General features: G+C 39.5%; 15 protein-coding genes and 1 pseudogene. 15 read left to right on the top strand and 1 reads right to left on the bottom strand.

Annotated features, from left to right (window positions below):
• Positions 1-64: 64 nt before the first annotated feature.
• From RT269_RS18080 to RT269_RS18050, 7 genes are all read left to right on the top strand, one after another.
• Entirely contained in the window at positions 65-877 is an 813-nt protein-coding gene (locus tag RT269_RS18080; RefSeq protein ID WP_313184648.1) for a TraX family protein, read from the top strand.
• Between the two features lie 17 nt (positions 878-894).
• Positions 895-1,659, top strand: a complete 765-nt coding sequence (locus tag RT269_RS18075) for an ABC transporter ATP-binding protein (RefSeq protein WP_313184646.1) — start codon at positions 895-897, stop codon at positions 1,657-1,659.
• Positions 1,649-3,616 carry an FtsX-like permease family protein gene (locus RT269_RS18070; RefSeq protein ID WP_313184644.1) on the top strand — a complete coding sequence of 656 codons (1,968 nt, stop codon included), beginning with the start codon at positions 1,649-1,651 and terminating at the stop codon, positions 3,614-3,616. The genes RT269_RS18075 and RT269_RS18070 overlap by 11 nt, the downstream gene beginning before the upstream one ends.
• Positions 3,617-3,761: 145 nt before the next feature.
• A complete protein-coding gene (locus RT269_RS18065) occupies positions 3,762-4,373 on the top strand; it encodes a hypothetical protein (RefSeq protein WP_313184643.1) in 612 nt (203 codons plus the stop codon).
• Between the two features lie 216 nt (positions 4,374-4,589).
• Positions 4,590-5,150 (top strand): YdeI/OmpD-associated family protein, encoded by a 561-nt coding sequence (locus tag RT269_RS18060; protein WP_334308557.1) that lies wholly within the window; start codon positions 4,590-4,592, stop codon positions 5,148-5,150.
• A gap of 359 nt (positions 5,151-5,509) precedes the next feature.
• Positions 5,510-6,592 (top strand): DUF1648 domain-containing protein, encoded by a 1,083-nt coding sequence (locus tag RT269_RS18055; protein WP_313184642.1) that lies wholly within the window; start codon positions 5,510-5,512, stop codon positions 6,590-6,592.
• Between the two features lie 262 nt (positions 6,593-6,854).
• Positions 6,855-7,376, top strand: coding sequence for a GNAT family N-acetyltransferase (locus RT269_RS18050; protein ID WP_313184641.1), 522 nt, complete (start codon positions 6,855-6,857; stop codon positions 7,374-7,376).
• 80 nt (positions 7,377-7,456) lie between these two features.
• Here RT269_RS18050 and RT269_RS18045 read toward each other — a convergent pair whose 3' ends face one another.
• Positions 7,457-9,139, bottom strand: coding sequence for a flavin monoamine oxidase family protein (locus RT269_RS18045; protein ID WP_313184640.1), 1,683 nt, complete (start codon positions 9,137-9,139; stop codon positions 7,457-7,459).
• A 247-nt stretch (positions 9,140-9,386) separates the two neighbouring features.
• On the opposite strand from RT269_RS18045, the gene RT269_RS18040 reads away from it, so the two are divergent.
• The 8 genes and pseudogenes from RT269_RS18040 to RT269_RS18005 all read left to right on the top strand — a co-directional run.
• On the top strand, positions 9,387-10,349 hold the full coding sequence (locus RT269_RS18040) for a helix-turn-helix transcriptional regulator (protein WP_313184639.1): 963 nt from the start codon (positions 9,387-9,389) through the stop codon (positions 10,347-10,349).
• Positions 10,350-10,429: 80 nt separating this feature from the next.
• Complete coding sequence (locus RT269_RS18035) at positions 10,430-10,945, top strand: VOC family protein (protein ID WP_313184638.1); 516 nt, start codon at positions 10,430-10,432, stop codon at positions 10,943-10,945.
• Between the two features lie 257 nt (positions 10,946-11,202).
• The gene (locus RT269_RS18030; protein WP_313184637.1) at positions 11,203-11,895 is read left to right on the top strand and encodes an aspartate/glutamate racemase family protein; all 693 of its coding nucleotides are present in this window, start codon (positions 11,203-11,205) and stop codon (positions 11,893-11,895) included.
• A 26-nt stretch (positions 11,896-11,921) separates the two neighbouring features.
• Positions 11,922-12,797: a metallophosphoesterase family protein gene (locus RT269_RS18025; RefSeq protein ID WP_313184636.1), complete on the top strand. Its 876-nt coding sequence runs from the start codon at positions 11,922-11,924 to the stop codon at positions 12,795-12,797.
• Positions 12,798-12,860: 63 nt separating this feature from the next.
• A complete protein-coding gene (locus RT269_RS18020) occupies positions 12,861-13,286 on the top strand; it encodes a GNAT family N-acetyltransferase (RefSeq protein ID WP_313184635.1) in 426 nt (141 codons plus the stop codon).
• A 54-nt stretch (positions 13,287-13,340) separates the two neighbouring features.
• On the top strand, positions 13,341-14,057 hold the full coding sequence (locus tag RT269_RS18015) for an MBL fold metallo-hydrolase (protein WP_313184634.1): 717 nt from the start codon (positions 13,341-13,343) through the stop codon (positions 14,055-14,057).
• 397 nt (positions 14,058-14,454) lie between these two features.
• Entirely contained in the window at positions 14,455-14,997 is a 543-nt protein-coding gene (locus RT269_RS18010) for a hypothetical protein (protein ID WP_313184633.1), read from the top strand.
• A gap of 97 nt (positions 14,998-15,094) precedes the next feature.
• A pseudogene (locus RT269_RS18005) lies at positions 15,095-15,591 on the top strand (MBOAT family O-acyltransferase); the annotation flags it as partial.

Below are 15,591 nucleotides of genomic sequence, written 5' to 3'. Positions count from 1 at the left end.
TGGCTGTACAGAGACAGATGGAATTATAATAGACATAAGTTAGAAATAGAAAAGGAGATCATAAATGTTACAAAAAGGACTCAATAGTTTTCAGATTAAAATAATTGCTTTGGTGCTCATGGTATTCGATCATATTCACTATGCCTTTACAGGTGTTTTCCAAGTTCCGATGTGGTTTACAATGCTGGGCAGACTATCCGCACCTTTATTTATCTTTGCTACGGCCAATGGCATGAGATACACAAGAAACCCGGTAAAATATTTAATGCGATTATGGATTGGATTTGTATTCATGGGCTTTGGCAATGATCTGATTAATAAATATTTCCCGTTGCCTAGTGGGGGTATTATCATAAATAATATTTTTTCTACGCTATTAGTCATATGCCTGATCATATTCAGTATTCAGCGGATTTCTATATGCAGGAAAGAGAATCGTCCGTTTCTGCAATATGTATTATTAATGCTTGTTCCTGTTTTCAGCAGTATCATTATTCTTATGACCTTGTCTAATCCCAGTTTATTATTTATAACAAGAGGGATAATGTTCTTTGTTCCGTCCCTTTTATTCTGTGAGGGCGGTTATATATTTGTTGCTATAGGCGTTGGATTATATTTATGCAACCAGGATAAAAAGAAAATAGGCATATTTTATCTGGTGTTCAGTATGTTAGTCTTTGCAATGGGTTATAACCCCGAGATCGGTGTGAAAAGCATGTTTTTGGATAACATTCAGTGGTACATGGTATTTGCTTTACCATTTATGCTGCTTTACAATAAGCAGAAGGGCCGTGGAATGAAATATTTCTTTTATGCCTTTTATCCGGCTCATATTTATATTTTTGTGATTTTAGCCAATATTATTTCTAAATACTAGGGGAGAGGATAGACACTATGAATACAATCTTAAAGGTTCAGAACCTTCAGAAATATTACGGTAACAAAGGGAATGTCACAAAGGCTGTTGATAATATCAGCTTTAATGTTACAGAAGGAGAATATATCGGAATCATGGGGGCATCGGGAAGCGGTAAAACCACCATTCTTAACTGTGTTTCCACCATTGATGATGCGACCTCAGGTCATATTTATATTGACGGAACTGATGTCACTGAGATGAAAGCAGAGGCTCTGTCAAAGTTCAGACGTGAAAAACTTGGCTTTATTTTTCAGGACTTTAACCTTCTGGATACCCTGACTGCCCATGAAAATATTGCCCTGGCTTTGGCAATCATGAAAGCTCCTGCAGGAGAAATGGATGAGCGGATCCACCAGGCTGCCTCCCTGTTAAACATCACAGAGGTGCTGCATAAGTATCCGTATCAGATGTCAGGAGGCCAAAAGCAGCGTGTGGCCGCAGCAAGGGCTATTATTACGAATCCAAGCCTGATTCTTGCCGATGAGCCTACCGGGGCCCTGGATTCTAAGTCTGCAAAGATGCTTCTGGAAAGCTTTAAAAATCTCAATGAACAGATAAATGCTGCCATTTTGATGGTAACCCATGATGCTTTTACCGCAAGCTATTGCAAACGCATTTTGTTCATCAAGGACGGAAAGCTGTTTAATGAGCTTATCCGGGGAAAGGAATCACGCAAAGAATTTTTTGACCGGATCATGGAGGTTATGGCCCTTCTTGGAGGTGATTTAAGTGCTGACTAAGCTTGTTTTTAAAAATGTGGGAAAAAGCATGCAGGATTACACGGTATATTTTTTCACTCTTGTTTTTGGTGTTTCTATCTTTTATATGTTTAACTCCATCTATGCACAGAAGGATATCATGGTAGTGACGGAAATATTGACCGATTCCATGATTGCACTTAGAAAGATATTATCCGTCATATCAGTGTTTGTTGCAGTGATCCTGGGTTTTTTGATCGTATATGCAAATAGTTTTTTCATCAGGCGCCGTAAAAAAGAAATGGGTATTTACATGACTCTTGGTATGAGCAAAGGTAAAATTTCTGCCATTCTTGTACTTGAAACATTTCTCATGGGACTCCTTGCTTTAATTGCAGGGCTGATCCTCGGTGTTTTCGGCTCCCAGTTTATGTCCGTGTTCACTGCTAAAATTTTCGAGGCAGATATGAACGCCTACAAATTCATATTTTCTCCAGATGCAGCGGTGAAAAGTATCCTTTATTTTGCAGTGATTTTTTTGACCGTAATCATTTTCAATACAATTGCAGTCAGCAAGTATAAACTGATTGACTTGATCTATGGCGGCCGGAAAAATGAAAGCTTAAAAATCAGAAGTACCAAATTATCGGTACTGGTTTTCCTGGTATCCATTGTTTTCTTGGGAACCGCATATGTATTGGTTTTGAAAAATGGAATTATTAATATTAATTATATCTTCCTTTGGTCCATTATTTTAGGAACGGCTGGTACGCTGCTGTTTTTCTTTTCTCTTTCGGGAATACTTACTAAGCTGGTACAAACAAATAAGAAGCTGTATTATAAAAACCTGACCATGTTTGTAACCCGTCAGCTCACCAGTAAGATCAATACTAATTTTATATCCATATCCGTGGTCAGCATTGTCTTGCTTCTGGTAATCGGTATTTTTTCAACCGGTTACAGCATGAAGAATATTCTGTCAGCCGATTTAAAGGAGACTGCGCCCTATGATGTCAGTTTTTATGGCGATGGGAAAGGGGATCATAAGACCATATATGAAAGCCTGCCTTTGTCAATAAAAGGTATTGATGGGATTAGCCATGAATATGGCATTTACCGCGGGGACCTTCATTTCAAGGATTTCCCGGTCGATTATTCTTCCCTGTCCTTTGATATAGGGAAACGCGGCCTTGATTTTGTTATGTTTTCTGATTATCTGAAGTTTTTAGAAATGCAGGGAAAGGAAAAAAACGATCTTCCTGGAAATGGATATTTCATCATTGCGACCGGCGAAGTCTACCAGTATATTGCACAGCAGTTCCTTGATAGAAATGTAACAATTACCCTTGGGGGTAAAACGCTCCAGCCAAAGGGGGAAGTACAAAACATAAAGCTTTCCAACAGTGATTCCGGTATTACATTTGTTGTAAATGACGGGTTTTCCGAAATCCTTGACAAATCACCGGATCAGGTGCTTAACATGATATGCAAAACTGGGGAAGGATCAAAGGAACTTCAGGATAACCTGATTCAATATCGAAACAGCAAAGATTATCAGGAAAAGGGCTTTTGGTACTATTCAAGCAGAGAAGAGATCTATGCCTCATCGCTTGCCATGAAAGCCATTATATCCTTTTTAGCCATTTATCTTGGCATTGTGTTTATGGTTGCCTGTGCGGCAATTCTTGCAATCCAGCAGCTTGCCCAGGCATCGGATAACAAGGAACGTTATGCATTGTTAAGGAAGCTGGGGGCTGAAAAGAAAATGCTGGACAGAGCGCTGTTTGTACAAATACTTTGTTACTTTTTACTGCCTTTTATACTTGGAATTGTTCATTCTATTGTTGGGCTTACGGCTGTAAATCATGTAATGATGGCCTTTGAACGTGTGAATGTGATGGATAGCGTGCTTATCCCGGCATTATTTATTGTTTTTATTTATGGTGTTTATTTTGGATTGACTTATATCGGGTGTAAGCATATTTTAAGAAGAGATTAATATTAGATATGTTGGAAATCCTAAAAACAGGTCCGTGTTTTTCGAATATTGAAAAACATGGACTTTTTATAATATTATTTTTCTTTACGAATTGCAAGACTGGTACTATAATTCATCTATAGCATAAATGAAGTGAGGAGAAAAGATGAAGAAAGAATTATCCTATTTTAGAGTCGGAGATTCCTTTGGCGGAAATCAGGATTGGTTCCGGGACCCAATGATGCATCTGGGCGGCTGTGGGGCGGCAGCAGCTTGTGATGCATGCATCAATACAGCGCTCCATGACAATAAAACCCATCTGTATCCCTATGATATTCAAAGACTTGACAAGGAAGATTATATAAATTTTTCCAAGATAATGAAGCCCTATTTAAAGCCGCGATTTCATGGAATCGATACACTTGAAATATTTATAGACGGGTATTATAGATATTTGCAGGATGTGGGTGCAGCGGATATACAACTGACAGGCTGCCCGGGGGAAGTTCCGGCTAAGGAAGCAGTCAGGGAAATCATAAGCCAGATTGACAAGGGGATCTCGATTCCTTTCCTGCTGCTGCGTCATAAGAATGTTGATTTTAAGGATCTGGTCTGGCATTGGTTCATGCTTGTGGGATATGAAGAATTCGAAGATGAATTTTTTGTAAAGATTGCAACCTATGGAGGGTTTCGCTGGCTGTCTTTTTATGAGCTGTGGGAGACCGGCTTCGGGCGCAAAGGTGGGATGGTATTGATAAGAGTTAAGCAGTCGCAGTAAGGTGGCGGTCCTTCTTTGATAAAGAAAGCGGCTTTTGTATATATCATAGTGATAAATGGATTTCAAAAGATCTAAAAGATTTTTTTGCCACTGTAAAAAAAGGTCCCGGCAATTGATTGATGAATAATTAAAAACTGCGGGCCAATTTAACTTTTAGTACGGTAGTACATTTTTGGCGCGATAAGACGAGAATTAATGAATTGGATGGTGAATATTTTGATTGAACATTTGCTATTTACCTCACGGGATGAATTTAGAAATTGGTTAGAAAAAAAATGCCTCACCAGCGGCGGAATCTGGCTGTTATTCGGAAAAGCAGGCGGGCCAAAGACCATAGGTGCAAATGAAGCGCTTGAGGAAGCACTTTGTTTCGGTTGGATTGACGGTCAAATGAAGAGCATTGACGATAATAAATATATAAAATATTTCTCTTCTCGACGAGAGAATAGTAAGTGGTCGGAGAAAAATAAGGCGCTAACTGAAAAACTTGAAAAACAAGGGCTTATGACTGATTATGGCAAAATCAAAATAGAGGAAGCTAAGAAAAACGGACAATGGGACGCTCCCAAGCCTACAGGGGTTACTGATGAACAAATAGGGCTTTTATGTGAATTGTTGAAAGAGCATGAACCGGCCTATACGAATTTTCAAACGATGACACCATCGGTAAAAAAGACATATACACGGGCATATTTTGATGCGAAAACAGACGCCGGTCGTGTTAAGCGCTTGGCATGGATGATTGAACGATTAAATAAAAACCTAAAGCCAATGTAATTTTACTCAAACGATAATCTAAATAAGCGATACTCTATGTTTTCAAAGGTGCAGATAGTAAAACCATGAGGGTGTGTCAAGGATAATCAAGCGGCTTCGCCATCCCTGACACACCCTTAAGTCACCTTTTGGTAGTTAAAGCGGCAACGCGGCAAGTCCGGCCAACGTATATTTAAATGGTTATAAATCATGAAATTGACAAATCCTGTTTTAGTGATATATTTGATGTATGATGAATGTAGAGTAGACGTATGATTTGCCGGTTGTCATTGAGCTTTATTCCAGGTACATCGGCAAAGAATGGCTTTCAGTTTTAATGAATGACAATTTGAATAAAAGCATAGCAGGAGGTAATTGCCTTGAGTGTAAATATAAGCTATATCATTGGGATAATGGGGTTCTCATGGGTTCTTGTATTGTTTTCTACTGCTTTAACCCCATATTTTATACAAAAAAACATCTGCTTTGGTATTTCTATACCTATAAGCGAATATAACGATCCTAAGATAAAATTATTGCGGCGCAATTACTGCATCAGATGTCTTGTGTTTGGTCTGGTTTTGGGAATTGGAAGCACTATCTGTTATATCTGGATGCCGGCAAAACGGGCGTTATGGCTCCAGCTTAGCGGTATATTCCTGTATCTCGCTGCCAGTACTTTCCTGTATTTTTTCGCGCGTTCAGAGATCAAGGCGATCAAACAAGAACGTGATTGGGAGATTGATACGGAGATAGTGACAAATATCAGTGAAAAATCTGATAAAACGATTGGTACTGCGTGGTATCTTTTGTATCTGGTTCCGATTGCCATTGCCGTTTTTGCAGCAGTGTTTAAATATCCATCTTTACCCGGGCAAATTCCCATGCATTACAACCTTGCAGGAGAAGTGGACCGCTATGCTGCAAAATCCATAGGAACTTTTGCTGTGATGCCATTGATCCAAAGTTTCACTGGCCTTTTGTTTGCAGGGATCAACTTTGGCATTGGCACGTCCAGGCATCAGCGGAATAACCGGAGAACTCAGGCCTTCCAGGGGATAATGAGTATTTTCTTATATGCTGTCGGATTTATGGTAATGCTGTTATTTACCTGCATTCAACTTACTATGGTGTCCATAATAAATGAAAAACTTATGATGGTTCTGCCTTTTGCCTTTTTTGCTGTTATTTTTTTGAGCTGCATTTATCTTGGGGCAAAGGTCGGCCAGGGAGGAAGTCGGTTGGATATAAGGGATGATGCGGCGGGAAACAAAGTAGACGATGACCGTTATTGGCTGGGTGGTTTTCTGTATTTCAACAAAGAAGATCCATCTCTTTTTGTGGAAAAACGATTCGGAATCGGTTATACCTTAAATTTTGGAAATCCTAAAAGTCTCATAGCGATCGCTGCACTTGCAGTCTTTATTTTGGCAACTACAGTGGTTCCATTCATGTTAGAGTAAACTGGGATGTGTTTCGTTAAGGAGTAAATCACATGGTAAGATATATCGCAGCATTAACATTGGTTTTGCTTGTAATGCTTGTTATGATCCGGACCCTTCAATTAAAGAGGCTGGGGATAAGAGCCATTCAATTGTGACTTTTTAACCGTAAAATCCTTCTTTAGGAACAGTCGCTAAAAGGAATATACGGAGAAAAATATATGGTATATTGTAAAAAAGTAAGGCGGTTTTTATAATTTAGGAATAGGAAAGGAGGATTCTATTGTTAGGAAATAAAATTATAAAGCAACATGAATACAATATCCGGTTATTGTCCGGTGATGATGAGACAGACGTACAAGATCTATGTGAAAGATGCTCGGACTTTTTTGAATTAACTGAAGGCAGGCCGCCTGAAAAGGATGCAGGAAAAAGCATACTGTCTGACTTGCCGCCGGGGAAAACAATGAAAGACAAGTTTGTATTTGGAGTATATAAAAAGAATGTTTTAATTGCTGTAATTGATATGGTTAAGGATTACAAAGCGGCTGGAGAGTGGATGATAGGCTTACTTATGCTTGACCCAAGGGAAAGAGGAAACAGTTTGGGAAGAAAATTACATGATTCTATAAAAGACTGGGTTCTGGAAGAACATGGAAGGGCATTAAGAATCGGGGTCTTGGAAGATAACCGCATAGGGTATAGGTTTTGGTGTAAGATGGGATATATAGAAGTAGACAGAGTGAAAAGGACCTATGGAAATAGGAAACATACCGTAATAGTCATGAATTTATTTCTTAAATGATCCGCTGCCCTATGTTACAGGGCAGCGGTTTTATGTATGGGCTATAGCCTGAAACGGTTTTTACTCATGCCGATTGAGTATTATTTAAACTGATCGTGAAACGTATTCGCCAGCTGATTGGCGGCTTCCATACCGGTATATAATGCCCCCTGCATCCAGCCATGCTTTGTGGATAGGTGTTCCCCGGCAAAATAGACTCTTTGATTAAATTCCGGCTTTAGCATCTCATAGGCAAATAGCTTTTTCTGACCTGGAAGTGCCATAGCAAAAGCCCCCCGGTTATTAGGCTCATTATCCCATACTACTGTCTTATGGTCTTCCACAATAGAATCTAAGAATCCCCTTGGCAATCCGTGAACTTCCTCCACATTTCTTTTTATCAGTTTATACCGGGGGATTTCGTCCATATTTCCCACCCTTGTTGAATTTAAATGATAATTATAGGAAGCCACCAGTACTCCAGGCTCATCCGGCGAGCAGGAGGAAACATCGGGGCAAAGGATATGATCTCCCGGATAGAAGATGGACTGAATAGGCAGGTCTGTCTGGGAGAATCCCCCTGCCATTCTTCCGTAATCGGTATTCTGCTCCCAAAAGCGTTCATTGCACATAAAAAGTGTTTTTTGTGAATTGATGTAGTTTAACTCTAAAATGGCCTGCATTTTAAGGTTGCTGAAATATGGCTTGATTTCAACCTCTCTTAGAGTGGAGTAGGGAATCGCACATACAACGTAATCAAATACATCGGCAGTTCTCCTGAGATTCCGTACATTGCGATGCGTTAGAATGATCTGATTATTATAAGGAGACTGATAAATACCTATAACCGTCTGTCCAGGCTGATATTTAACCGTGCCAAGCTGGGAAGCCGGAATATTTTGATACTGGGCCGGATTGTCAGAGAGAAGGGATTGGACAAACGCATATGGCAGATTTACTATCCCGCCTTCGATGGTATAGGTGTTACGGTAATCGAGAGTATATTCTTCGTTGGTGAATTCAGCATAACTGACATTCAGCAAAGCACCGGTACCTGGGCTGACTCCTGAGATCAAGCTGATCGCCCCCTGGCTTAACCCCAGATTTTCCAGGGTCTGCCGCACGGAATAGTTTGTAAGAGTCAGATATTCCGGGGAATATTCCGGTAATATTCGTATTAGCTCTGACCGGATATCAGGCGGAAGCTGCATCATCAGATACAAAAAGGCATAGTCATCAAGCTCTGACCAGGGAGTGCTTCTTTCCTGAGGGGTCAAATTAAATAAGGGATAAAGCATCTGTTCAATGGAGTCTGATGTTCTCAAACGGGTATTATGTACGTATATAAAATTATTTCGCTGCCTTACGGACAGCGGAAGGGTGTTAAGGCCTAATAAATTGATGTAATGCCAGGTGGTCTCATGAGTTACCGGAATTCTATGAGCGCCGAATTCACTGTAGTATTTGCCTTCCGGATCAAAATAATAGGTATAAACTCTTCCTCCGATTCTATTTTCATTGGCTTCCAGAATTGTAATATCGGCTCCTAGTTTACGAAGCTCGAATGCGGCGGATAGACCTGCCAGACCTCCTCCGATGATACCGATTTTTACCCCTTTCATTTCTCCCGGCGATGCATAATTTGTGATATCCGGGGGAGGACTCAGTAAATTAACAATATATTCGTAATCTTCCGGCCGGCCCGCCGTTTCTAATGAAGTTCTGATCATTTCGCGCCGTTGTTCATTCGTGGGGTTTGTAACTTGATTTAATGGAACAGCCATTGATTATACCTCATAATATCATTACAGTTTAATATATTGGAAATCTTCCGCGAATATAACAAAATAGGGGAGTCATGAGCTGCAGGCCATCACAGTATAACATTATCTGGTGTGCGTCTAAAAAGATTGTGACACAAGAACAGATTGGTGGCTTGCAATTTTAATGCTTATTGTGTAAATTAATTAAAATGGATAAATACTGTTTCTAATGATGAATGGAAAACAGGGGAATAAATGAGGTTAGATAATGTCTAAAAACGATAATATGCTGGCAATTCTCTGGATGCTGAATTCAGGGACAAAAATTACTGCAAAACAAATAGCGGAAAGGCTGGAGATCAATATACGGACGGTTTACCGCTATATTGATTCGCTTTGCGCCAGCGGGGTGCCGATCGTATCCGATGCAGGCCAGAATGGCGGTTATAGTCTGCTGAATAATTTTATCAATGCGCCCTTATTTTTTGATGTTGATGAACAAAAGGCTATTCTTCATGCAGCTGTATTTGCAAAAGAAGCAGGATACCCTTTCAATGAAGCATTAAGCAGGGCAACTGAAAAGTTGAAAATGTATTCCAACCGGGAACAGGAACGCATTCTCAATCGCCATTTAACCGGTTTTGAAGTGATAAGCCGTGAGATCGATTCTTCTGTTAAGCCCAAATTGGCAGAAATAGAGCGGGCTGTGGCAAATGAGTATTCTGTGGAAATTGAATATCGTACAAGCCATGAAGAAAAATCCAGGAAAAGGGTAATTGATCCATATGGCGTAATTTACTGGAACAATAAATGGTATACCATTGGATTCTGCCACTTGAGAAATGAAATCCGCAGCTTTCGTGCTGAACGGATTTTACAGATAAACCGGACGCAAATGACTTTTCAACGTCCGGAAGCCTTTTCCGCCAAAGAATTCTTCTTACAAAATCTTTTGCCTGACTTAGCAAATAAGGACAGGGTGGTTTCCGTAGTGATCAGGGGCAGGGCAGAGGCCTTGGATGACTTGAGCATTCACTGGTTTTTAGGACATCATCTGAAAGAGAGGACTCCAAATCAGGCTGTCTTTTTAGTTGAAGAAGGAGTAATGAATGGATATGTGCCATATTCTCTCTTATCCTATGGGAGAGCCATTGAGGTCATAGAGCCTGAGAGCCTGAAGAAAAGGCTGGCAGACATTGCGTCGGAGTTGATGGAATATTATCAAATGTAACGATAATACTGACAGCAGCTGTCAGTGTAGATGATATATAATGAGTTAATCTTGATGATTTGTATTAAGGAGGAAGAGCAATGGCGAAATACATGGGTGCAACAGGAGATCATACAAAAAATGGGCTGCCGAATGGTTTTACGTCCATAACACCATTTATCGTAGTAAATAACCCCTCAGAAGCTATTGAGTTTTATCAGTCCGTATTCCATGCAAGGGTTAAGGACAGCACGGTATTTTCCGATGAAAACGGCAATAGTATCATTGTTCATGCGGAACTGGATTTTGGAAACGGCTTTTTGCAGCTGGGAGCGGCAAATCCGGCTTATCAACTGGTTTTACCGCCAGGGGAGGATAATGCCTGCTATTCTTTGGCAATTTATGTTTCCGATGTTGATGAGGTGTTTGATCATGCGGCGGCAAAAGGAGCAAAAGTCCGGGAGCCTGTTTCAAACTTTGTTTCAGGGGATCGGTTTGGAAGTATTCTGGATCCATTTGGAGTGAGATGGTCCATTATGACCAGGATTGAGGATTTATCGGAAGAGGAAAGCAGCCGGAGAGTAGAAGAATGGGCGAAAAGCATGAGTAAGGAATAGAATGCGGAATACAACCTGTAACTAAATTCAGTGGATTTAAACCAATGGCTTACAGAATGGTCCGATCTATTGATAATAATTTCACATGGGCAAACTTCAGCAATCCGTGTTTAAAGGAGTGGCAGGGCTGGCGGCTTTCATAAAAGCCGCCGCTTTTTTCGTTCCAATGCAACGAATCCCGTCCATCAATAAATCCAAAGACAATGTAAGATAATTATGATATGATATCAATAAATGATAAGGGGGAGGACGCAAAATTGAAAACAATTGGATTGATTGGCGGAATGAGTTGGGAAAGTACGGTCACTTATTATAAAATTGTGAATGAAACAGTGAGAAAGGTTCTGGGAGGATTACACTCAGCGAAAGTTCTTTTATATAGTGTGGATTTTTCTGAAATTGAGAAGTGCCAGGCAAACGGTGACTGGGAGAAAAGTGCTGCTATTTTATCAGCGGCTGCTAAAAATCTTGAAAATGCAGGGGCGGACTTTATTGTGATCTGTACAAATACGATGCACAAGGTAGTTCCCCAGATCCAAAGCAGCATTAGGATTCCTGTTATACATATAGCGGAGGCAACGGCAGATGAATTAAAATATCATAATATTACAAAAGTCGCATTGCTGGGTACAAAATATACCATGACCCAGGATTTTTATAAAGAAAAATTAGTTCATGCAGGAATTACAGTTCTTATCCCAGATGAAAAGGAAATAGAAATTGTGAATGATGTGATTTATGATGAATTGTGTTTGGGAATTATTTCTGAGGCATCGAAAGATAAATATCTCAGTATTATTCACGGCCTTGCAAAACAAGGCGCACAGGGAGTCATTCTCGGCTGTACAGAGATCGGCCTGCTGATACAGCAAAAGGATCTGGAATTGCCTGTTTTTGATACTGCACAAATTCATGCAGTAAGGGCTGCAAAGCGATCCATTGAAGAATAAATGCCGGTATAAGGAGGTAATCATAAATGGATCTTGCAGTGCTATCAGATATACATGGTAACTACATTGCTTTGGAAAAATGTGTGGAATACGCATTGTCAAGAGAGGTAAAAACCTTTGCTTTTTTAGGAGATTATGTTGGTGAATTGGCATATCCTGAAAAGACAATGAAGATGATTTTTGAAATGGCTGAGAAGTATAACTGCTATTTCATCAGAGGCAATAAAGAAGATTATTGGATCGATTATTATAATAATGGTGAACTTGGCTGGAAAAATAAAGATTCCACAACAGGTTCTTTGCTATATACATATCAGCATTTAGTAGAAAAAGATTTGGACTTTTTTAAAGGATTGCCAATATCAAGGAAAATTTCTCTTAAGAATCTGCCCTCATTTACCATATGCCACGGTTCTCCATATGCGGCTAACCAAAAATTGGTGCCTGATAACGATAGAATATTGGAAACTTTAAATGCTGTAGATACGTCTATTATAGTATGCGGTCATACTCACATTCAGACCAAATTTGAAATTAACGGAAAAACGGTACTAAATGCTGGATCAGTCGGAGTTCCTTTGTTTAGTAATAGAAAATCTCAATTTTTAATTTTACATCAAGCAGGCAAACAGTGGGAAGAAGAATTTATCAGTATTGAATATGATGTAGAAAAGGTAATAGAGGAATTACATACATCAGGACTTAACAAACACGCACCATACTGGTGCATTGTAACAGAAAATTTATTACGAAACGGTAATATACCTCACAGCACAGTATTGAAAAGGGCTATGGCATTATGTAAAGCTGAAACAGGTAAATGCATATGGCCAGATATTCCCGAAATGTATTGGAGACAGGCGGTAGAAGAAATTTTGGTAAGCAGGCAAATGAATGTTTGATTCAATCATCAGACAATGAACGTTTCTATTTATATAAAGTTAAGAAAGTTGAGGGAGGGAAAAATGGATATACAGAAAGTATATGAAGCTCCGGAAGCCCAGGATTACATAAGCCTTCGGTTACGTGCCGGAATGAATCATAAAGATTTGGAAAGAACCAAAATAGCTTTAAAGAATTCTTTGTTTACAGTTTCATTGTATGATAAAGAAAAATTGATCGGTTTTGGAAGAGTGGTTGGAGATGGTGGCATCACCTACGTCGTAAGTGATATTATGGTTGATAAAGAATACTGGCGGAGAGGTTATGCAGAACAAATTATGAAGGCCATTGACAGTTACTTTGAAGAAAACTCACATGAGGACAGTTATATATGTCTGATAGCAAATCGCCCTGCTGATTTACTGTATCATAAGCATCATTTTGAATATTTACCGGACGATAAGTGCGGAATGCTGCGGAATCAGAAAAAAGAAAACGATAATTGCTGAATGTGAAAGAAAGTATGTGAATGTAAGACTCTATTACTCAGGAGGTTTTTATTTATGGAATTAAAGCAACTAACAGATCGTGTGTTTTACAGCATGTTTGATAAAACGGCCGACCGGCCGGTTCTTGGATATGTAAATGGACAGAAGTATTCTTTAATGATAGACGCAGGCAATTCCCAAAAGCATGTTGAATTATTTTATGAAGCTCTGTGCGGGAAAGGATTAAAAAAACCAGGCATTACTGCGGTTACCCATTGGCACTGGGATCATACATTTGGTATGCATGCGGTGGAAGGGATCACAATCGCTCATAAAAAAACTAATGTTAAATTAGCAGAAATGGCGAAGTGGGAATGGACGGATGCAGAAATGAAAAAAAGACTGGAGGCAAAGATCGAAATTGAATTTGCTGATACTAGTATCCGTACAGAATACGAGCAGCTTTGTGAGATAAGAGTGGTAACCTCTGATCTTTCTGTTGGCGAATTAATGGAAATTGATCTGGGAGATGTAACTGCGGAACTTCATCACGTGGAATCTCCTCACAGTGAGGATTGCATCTGTATCCTGGTACCTCAGGAAAAAGTATTATTCATCGGAGATGCGGTTGGGGTGGATTATTATAACAACTGCTTCTTAGATAAAGAGAAACTTCGTTCATTAATAACGTCAATGGAAGGATTTGATTTTGATATTTGTGTCATGGGACATGCGGAACCAATGAGCAAGCAAAATATCCTTTCTATCATGAATTCTCTTATGGAACCTTAAGAGAATTTATGATAATTCAAGTATTCATAAGTAAAGCTTATGCAGCGTATTAAATGGAATGTAAAGTTTATTTAAGAAAATCGTTGGTTTGCGGGAGTTTGTTTTCATGGTATATTTAAAACGGAAAAGTAAAAATAACAATGATCATTAAAATTACTTTACAGACAAAAAACAGGAGGTTTACTATGCTAGAAGTAGATCAGTGTTTCTGGTGCAATGCTTTATCCTAAAAATCAGAATCGTCCTCAAAAGGGACGATTTTTATTTAAATGAAATAGAATTTAGCCGGCAATGCGGTATTTGGGCGCCCGATGATAAATCAACACTGATTTAACCTCATCTAGCAGCGAAGCGGATTGTGAATATCCGATTGACTGATAAATAAAGGAGATAGTTTATGAAGATAAGAAAGAAGATAGTAACAATTTTTATATTTGCGGCCATGGTTATGGTTTTAGTAACCGGATGCAAGAAGACAGAGGGCGGCGGTGAGATGCCGGAGGCTCTGAAAGGAGATCTAACCTCAATCATTGGTACAATTTACGAGAAAGCAAAGGTTGATTTAAGGCTGGAAAACACACCTATTGATTTAACAAATAAGGATATGGTGAAATATAACATGGGCCTTGACGATGCTTCTAAAGTAAAGGAAGCTGTTGTATCCGAGGCGATGATCGGTTCACAGGCCTATTCCCTGGTACTTGCCCGTGTAGATAATGCAGCCGATGCAGAAGCAGTTGCAAGGGATATTCTTAATGGGATTGATCAGAGGAAGTGGATTTGTGTTATGGCAGATGATCTCCAGATTGTTACTTACAATGATTTGATAATGCTTGTTATGGTTGATTCCAATTTAAAGGATGCTGTAACCTCCCAACAGGTTGTAGATGCCTTTAGGGAAATGTGCGGTACAGATTTCGACCTTAAGTTATCTAAATAGTGACAGCATGGTATTTTCAAGCATAACATTTTTATATTATTTTTTACCTTTGGTTATTGGCGTATACTTTGTATGTCCGAAGAAGTTGAAAAACGGTGTGTTGCTTTTTTCTTCCCTTATATTTTACGGCTGGGGAGAGCCGAAATACATCATATTTATGGCCCTTTCCATAGTGGTGAACTACATTCTTGGTTTGCTCATCGAGCGATGCTCCGGTTCGGCATGGGGGAAGAGATGGCTGCTTGTTTCGGTGGTCTTTTCCCTGGGGATGCTGGGGTATTTTAAATATGTGGATTTTTTTATAGCAAACATCAATTCCATGACCGGATTATCAGTTCCTATGCTGAACGTAGTTCTTCCCATTGGCATCAGCTTTTATACGTTTCAAATTCTCAGCTATACCATTGATGTTTACCGAAAAAACACAAAGGCCCAGAAGAATCTGCTGTCATTGGCCACTTATGTGGCCTTCTTTCCTCAGCTGATCGCAGGTCCCATTGTAAGATATACTGATATTGCACAGACTCTGGACAAAAGGGAACACAGCTTTTTAAAAGCCCGCATGGGTATCCGCAGGTTTTTATTTGGAATTTC

The sequence above is a fragment of the Lacrimispora sp. genome, from assembly GCF_032078915.1.
GTDB lineage: Bacteria > Bacillota > Clostridia > Lachnospirales > Lachnospiraceae > Lacrimispora.
The sequence above is the reverse complement of the archived record's forward strand: the minus strand, read 5'-3'. Positions and strand labels throughout refer to the sequence as shown.

Excerpts from the sequence above, each read along its gene's own strand:
- RT269_RS18025 (WP_313184636.1), top strand. The coding sequence starts at position 11,922 with ATGGATCTTGCAGTGCTATCAGATATACATGGTAACTACATTGCTTTG.
- RT269_RS18035 (WP_313184638.1), top strand. The coding sequence starts at position 10,430 with ATGGCGAAATACATGGGTGCAACAGGAGATCATACAAAAAATGGGCTG.
- RT269_RS18080 (WP_313184648.1), top strand. The coding sequence starts at position 65 with ATGTTACAAAAAGGACTCAATAGTTTTCAGATTAAAATAATTGCTTTG.
- RT269_RS18015 (WP_313184634.1), top strand. The coding sequence starts at position 13,341 with ATGGAATTAAAGCAACTAACAGATCGTGTGTTTTACAGCATGTTTGAT.
- RT269_RS18065 (WP_313184643.1), top strand. The coding sequence starts at position 3,762 with ATGAAGAAAGAATTATCCTATTTTAGAGTCGGAGATTCCTTTGGCGGA.
- RT269_RS18020 (WP_313184635.1), top strand. The coding sequence starts at position 12,861 with ATGGATATACAGAAAGTATATGAAGCTCCGGAAGCCCAGGATTACATA.
- RT269_RS18075 (WP_313184646.1), top strand. The coding sequence starts at position 895 with ATGAATACAATCTTAAAGGTTCAGAACCTTCAGAAATATTACGGTAAC.
- RT269_RS18010 (WP_313184633.1), top strand. The coding sequence starts at position 14,455 with ATGAAGATAAGAAAGAAGATAGTAACAATTTTTATATTTGCGGCCATG.
- RT269_RS18040 (WP_313184639.1), top strand. The coding sequence starts at position 9,387 with ATGTCTAAAAACGATAATATGCTGGCAATTCTCTGGATGCTGAATTCA.
- RT269_RS18045 (WP_313184640.1), bottom strand. The coding sequence starts at position 9,139 with ATGGCTGTTCCATTAAATCAAGTTACAAACCCCACGAATGAACAACGG.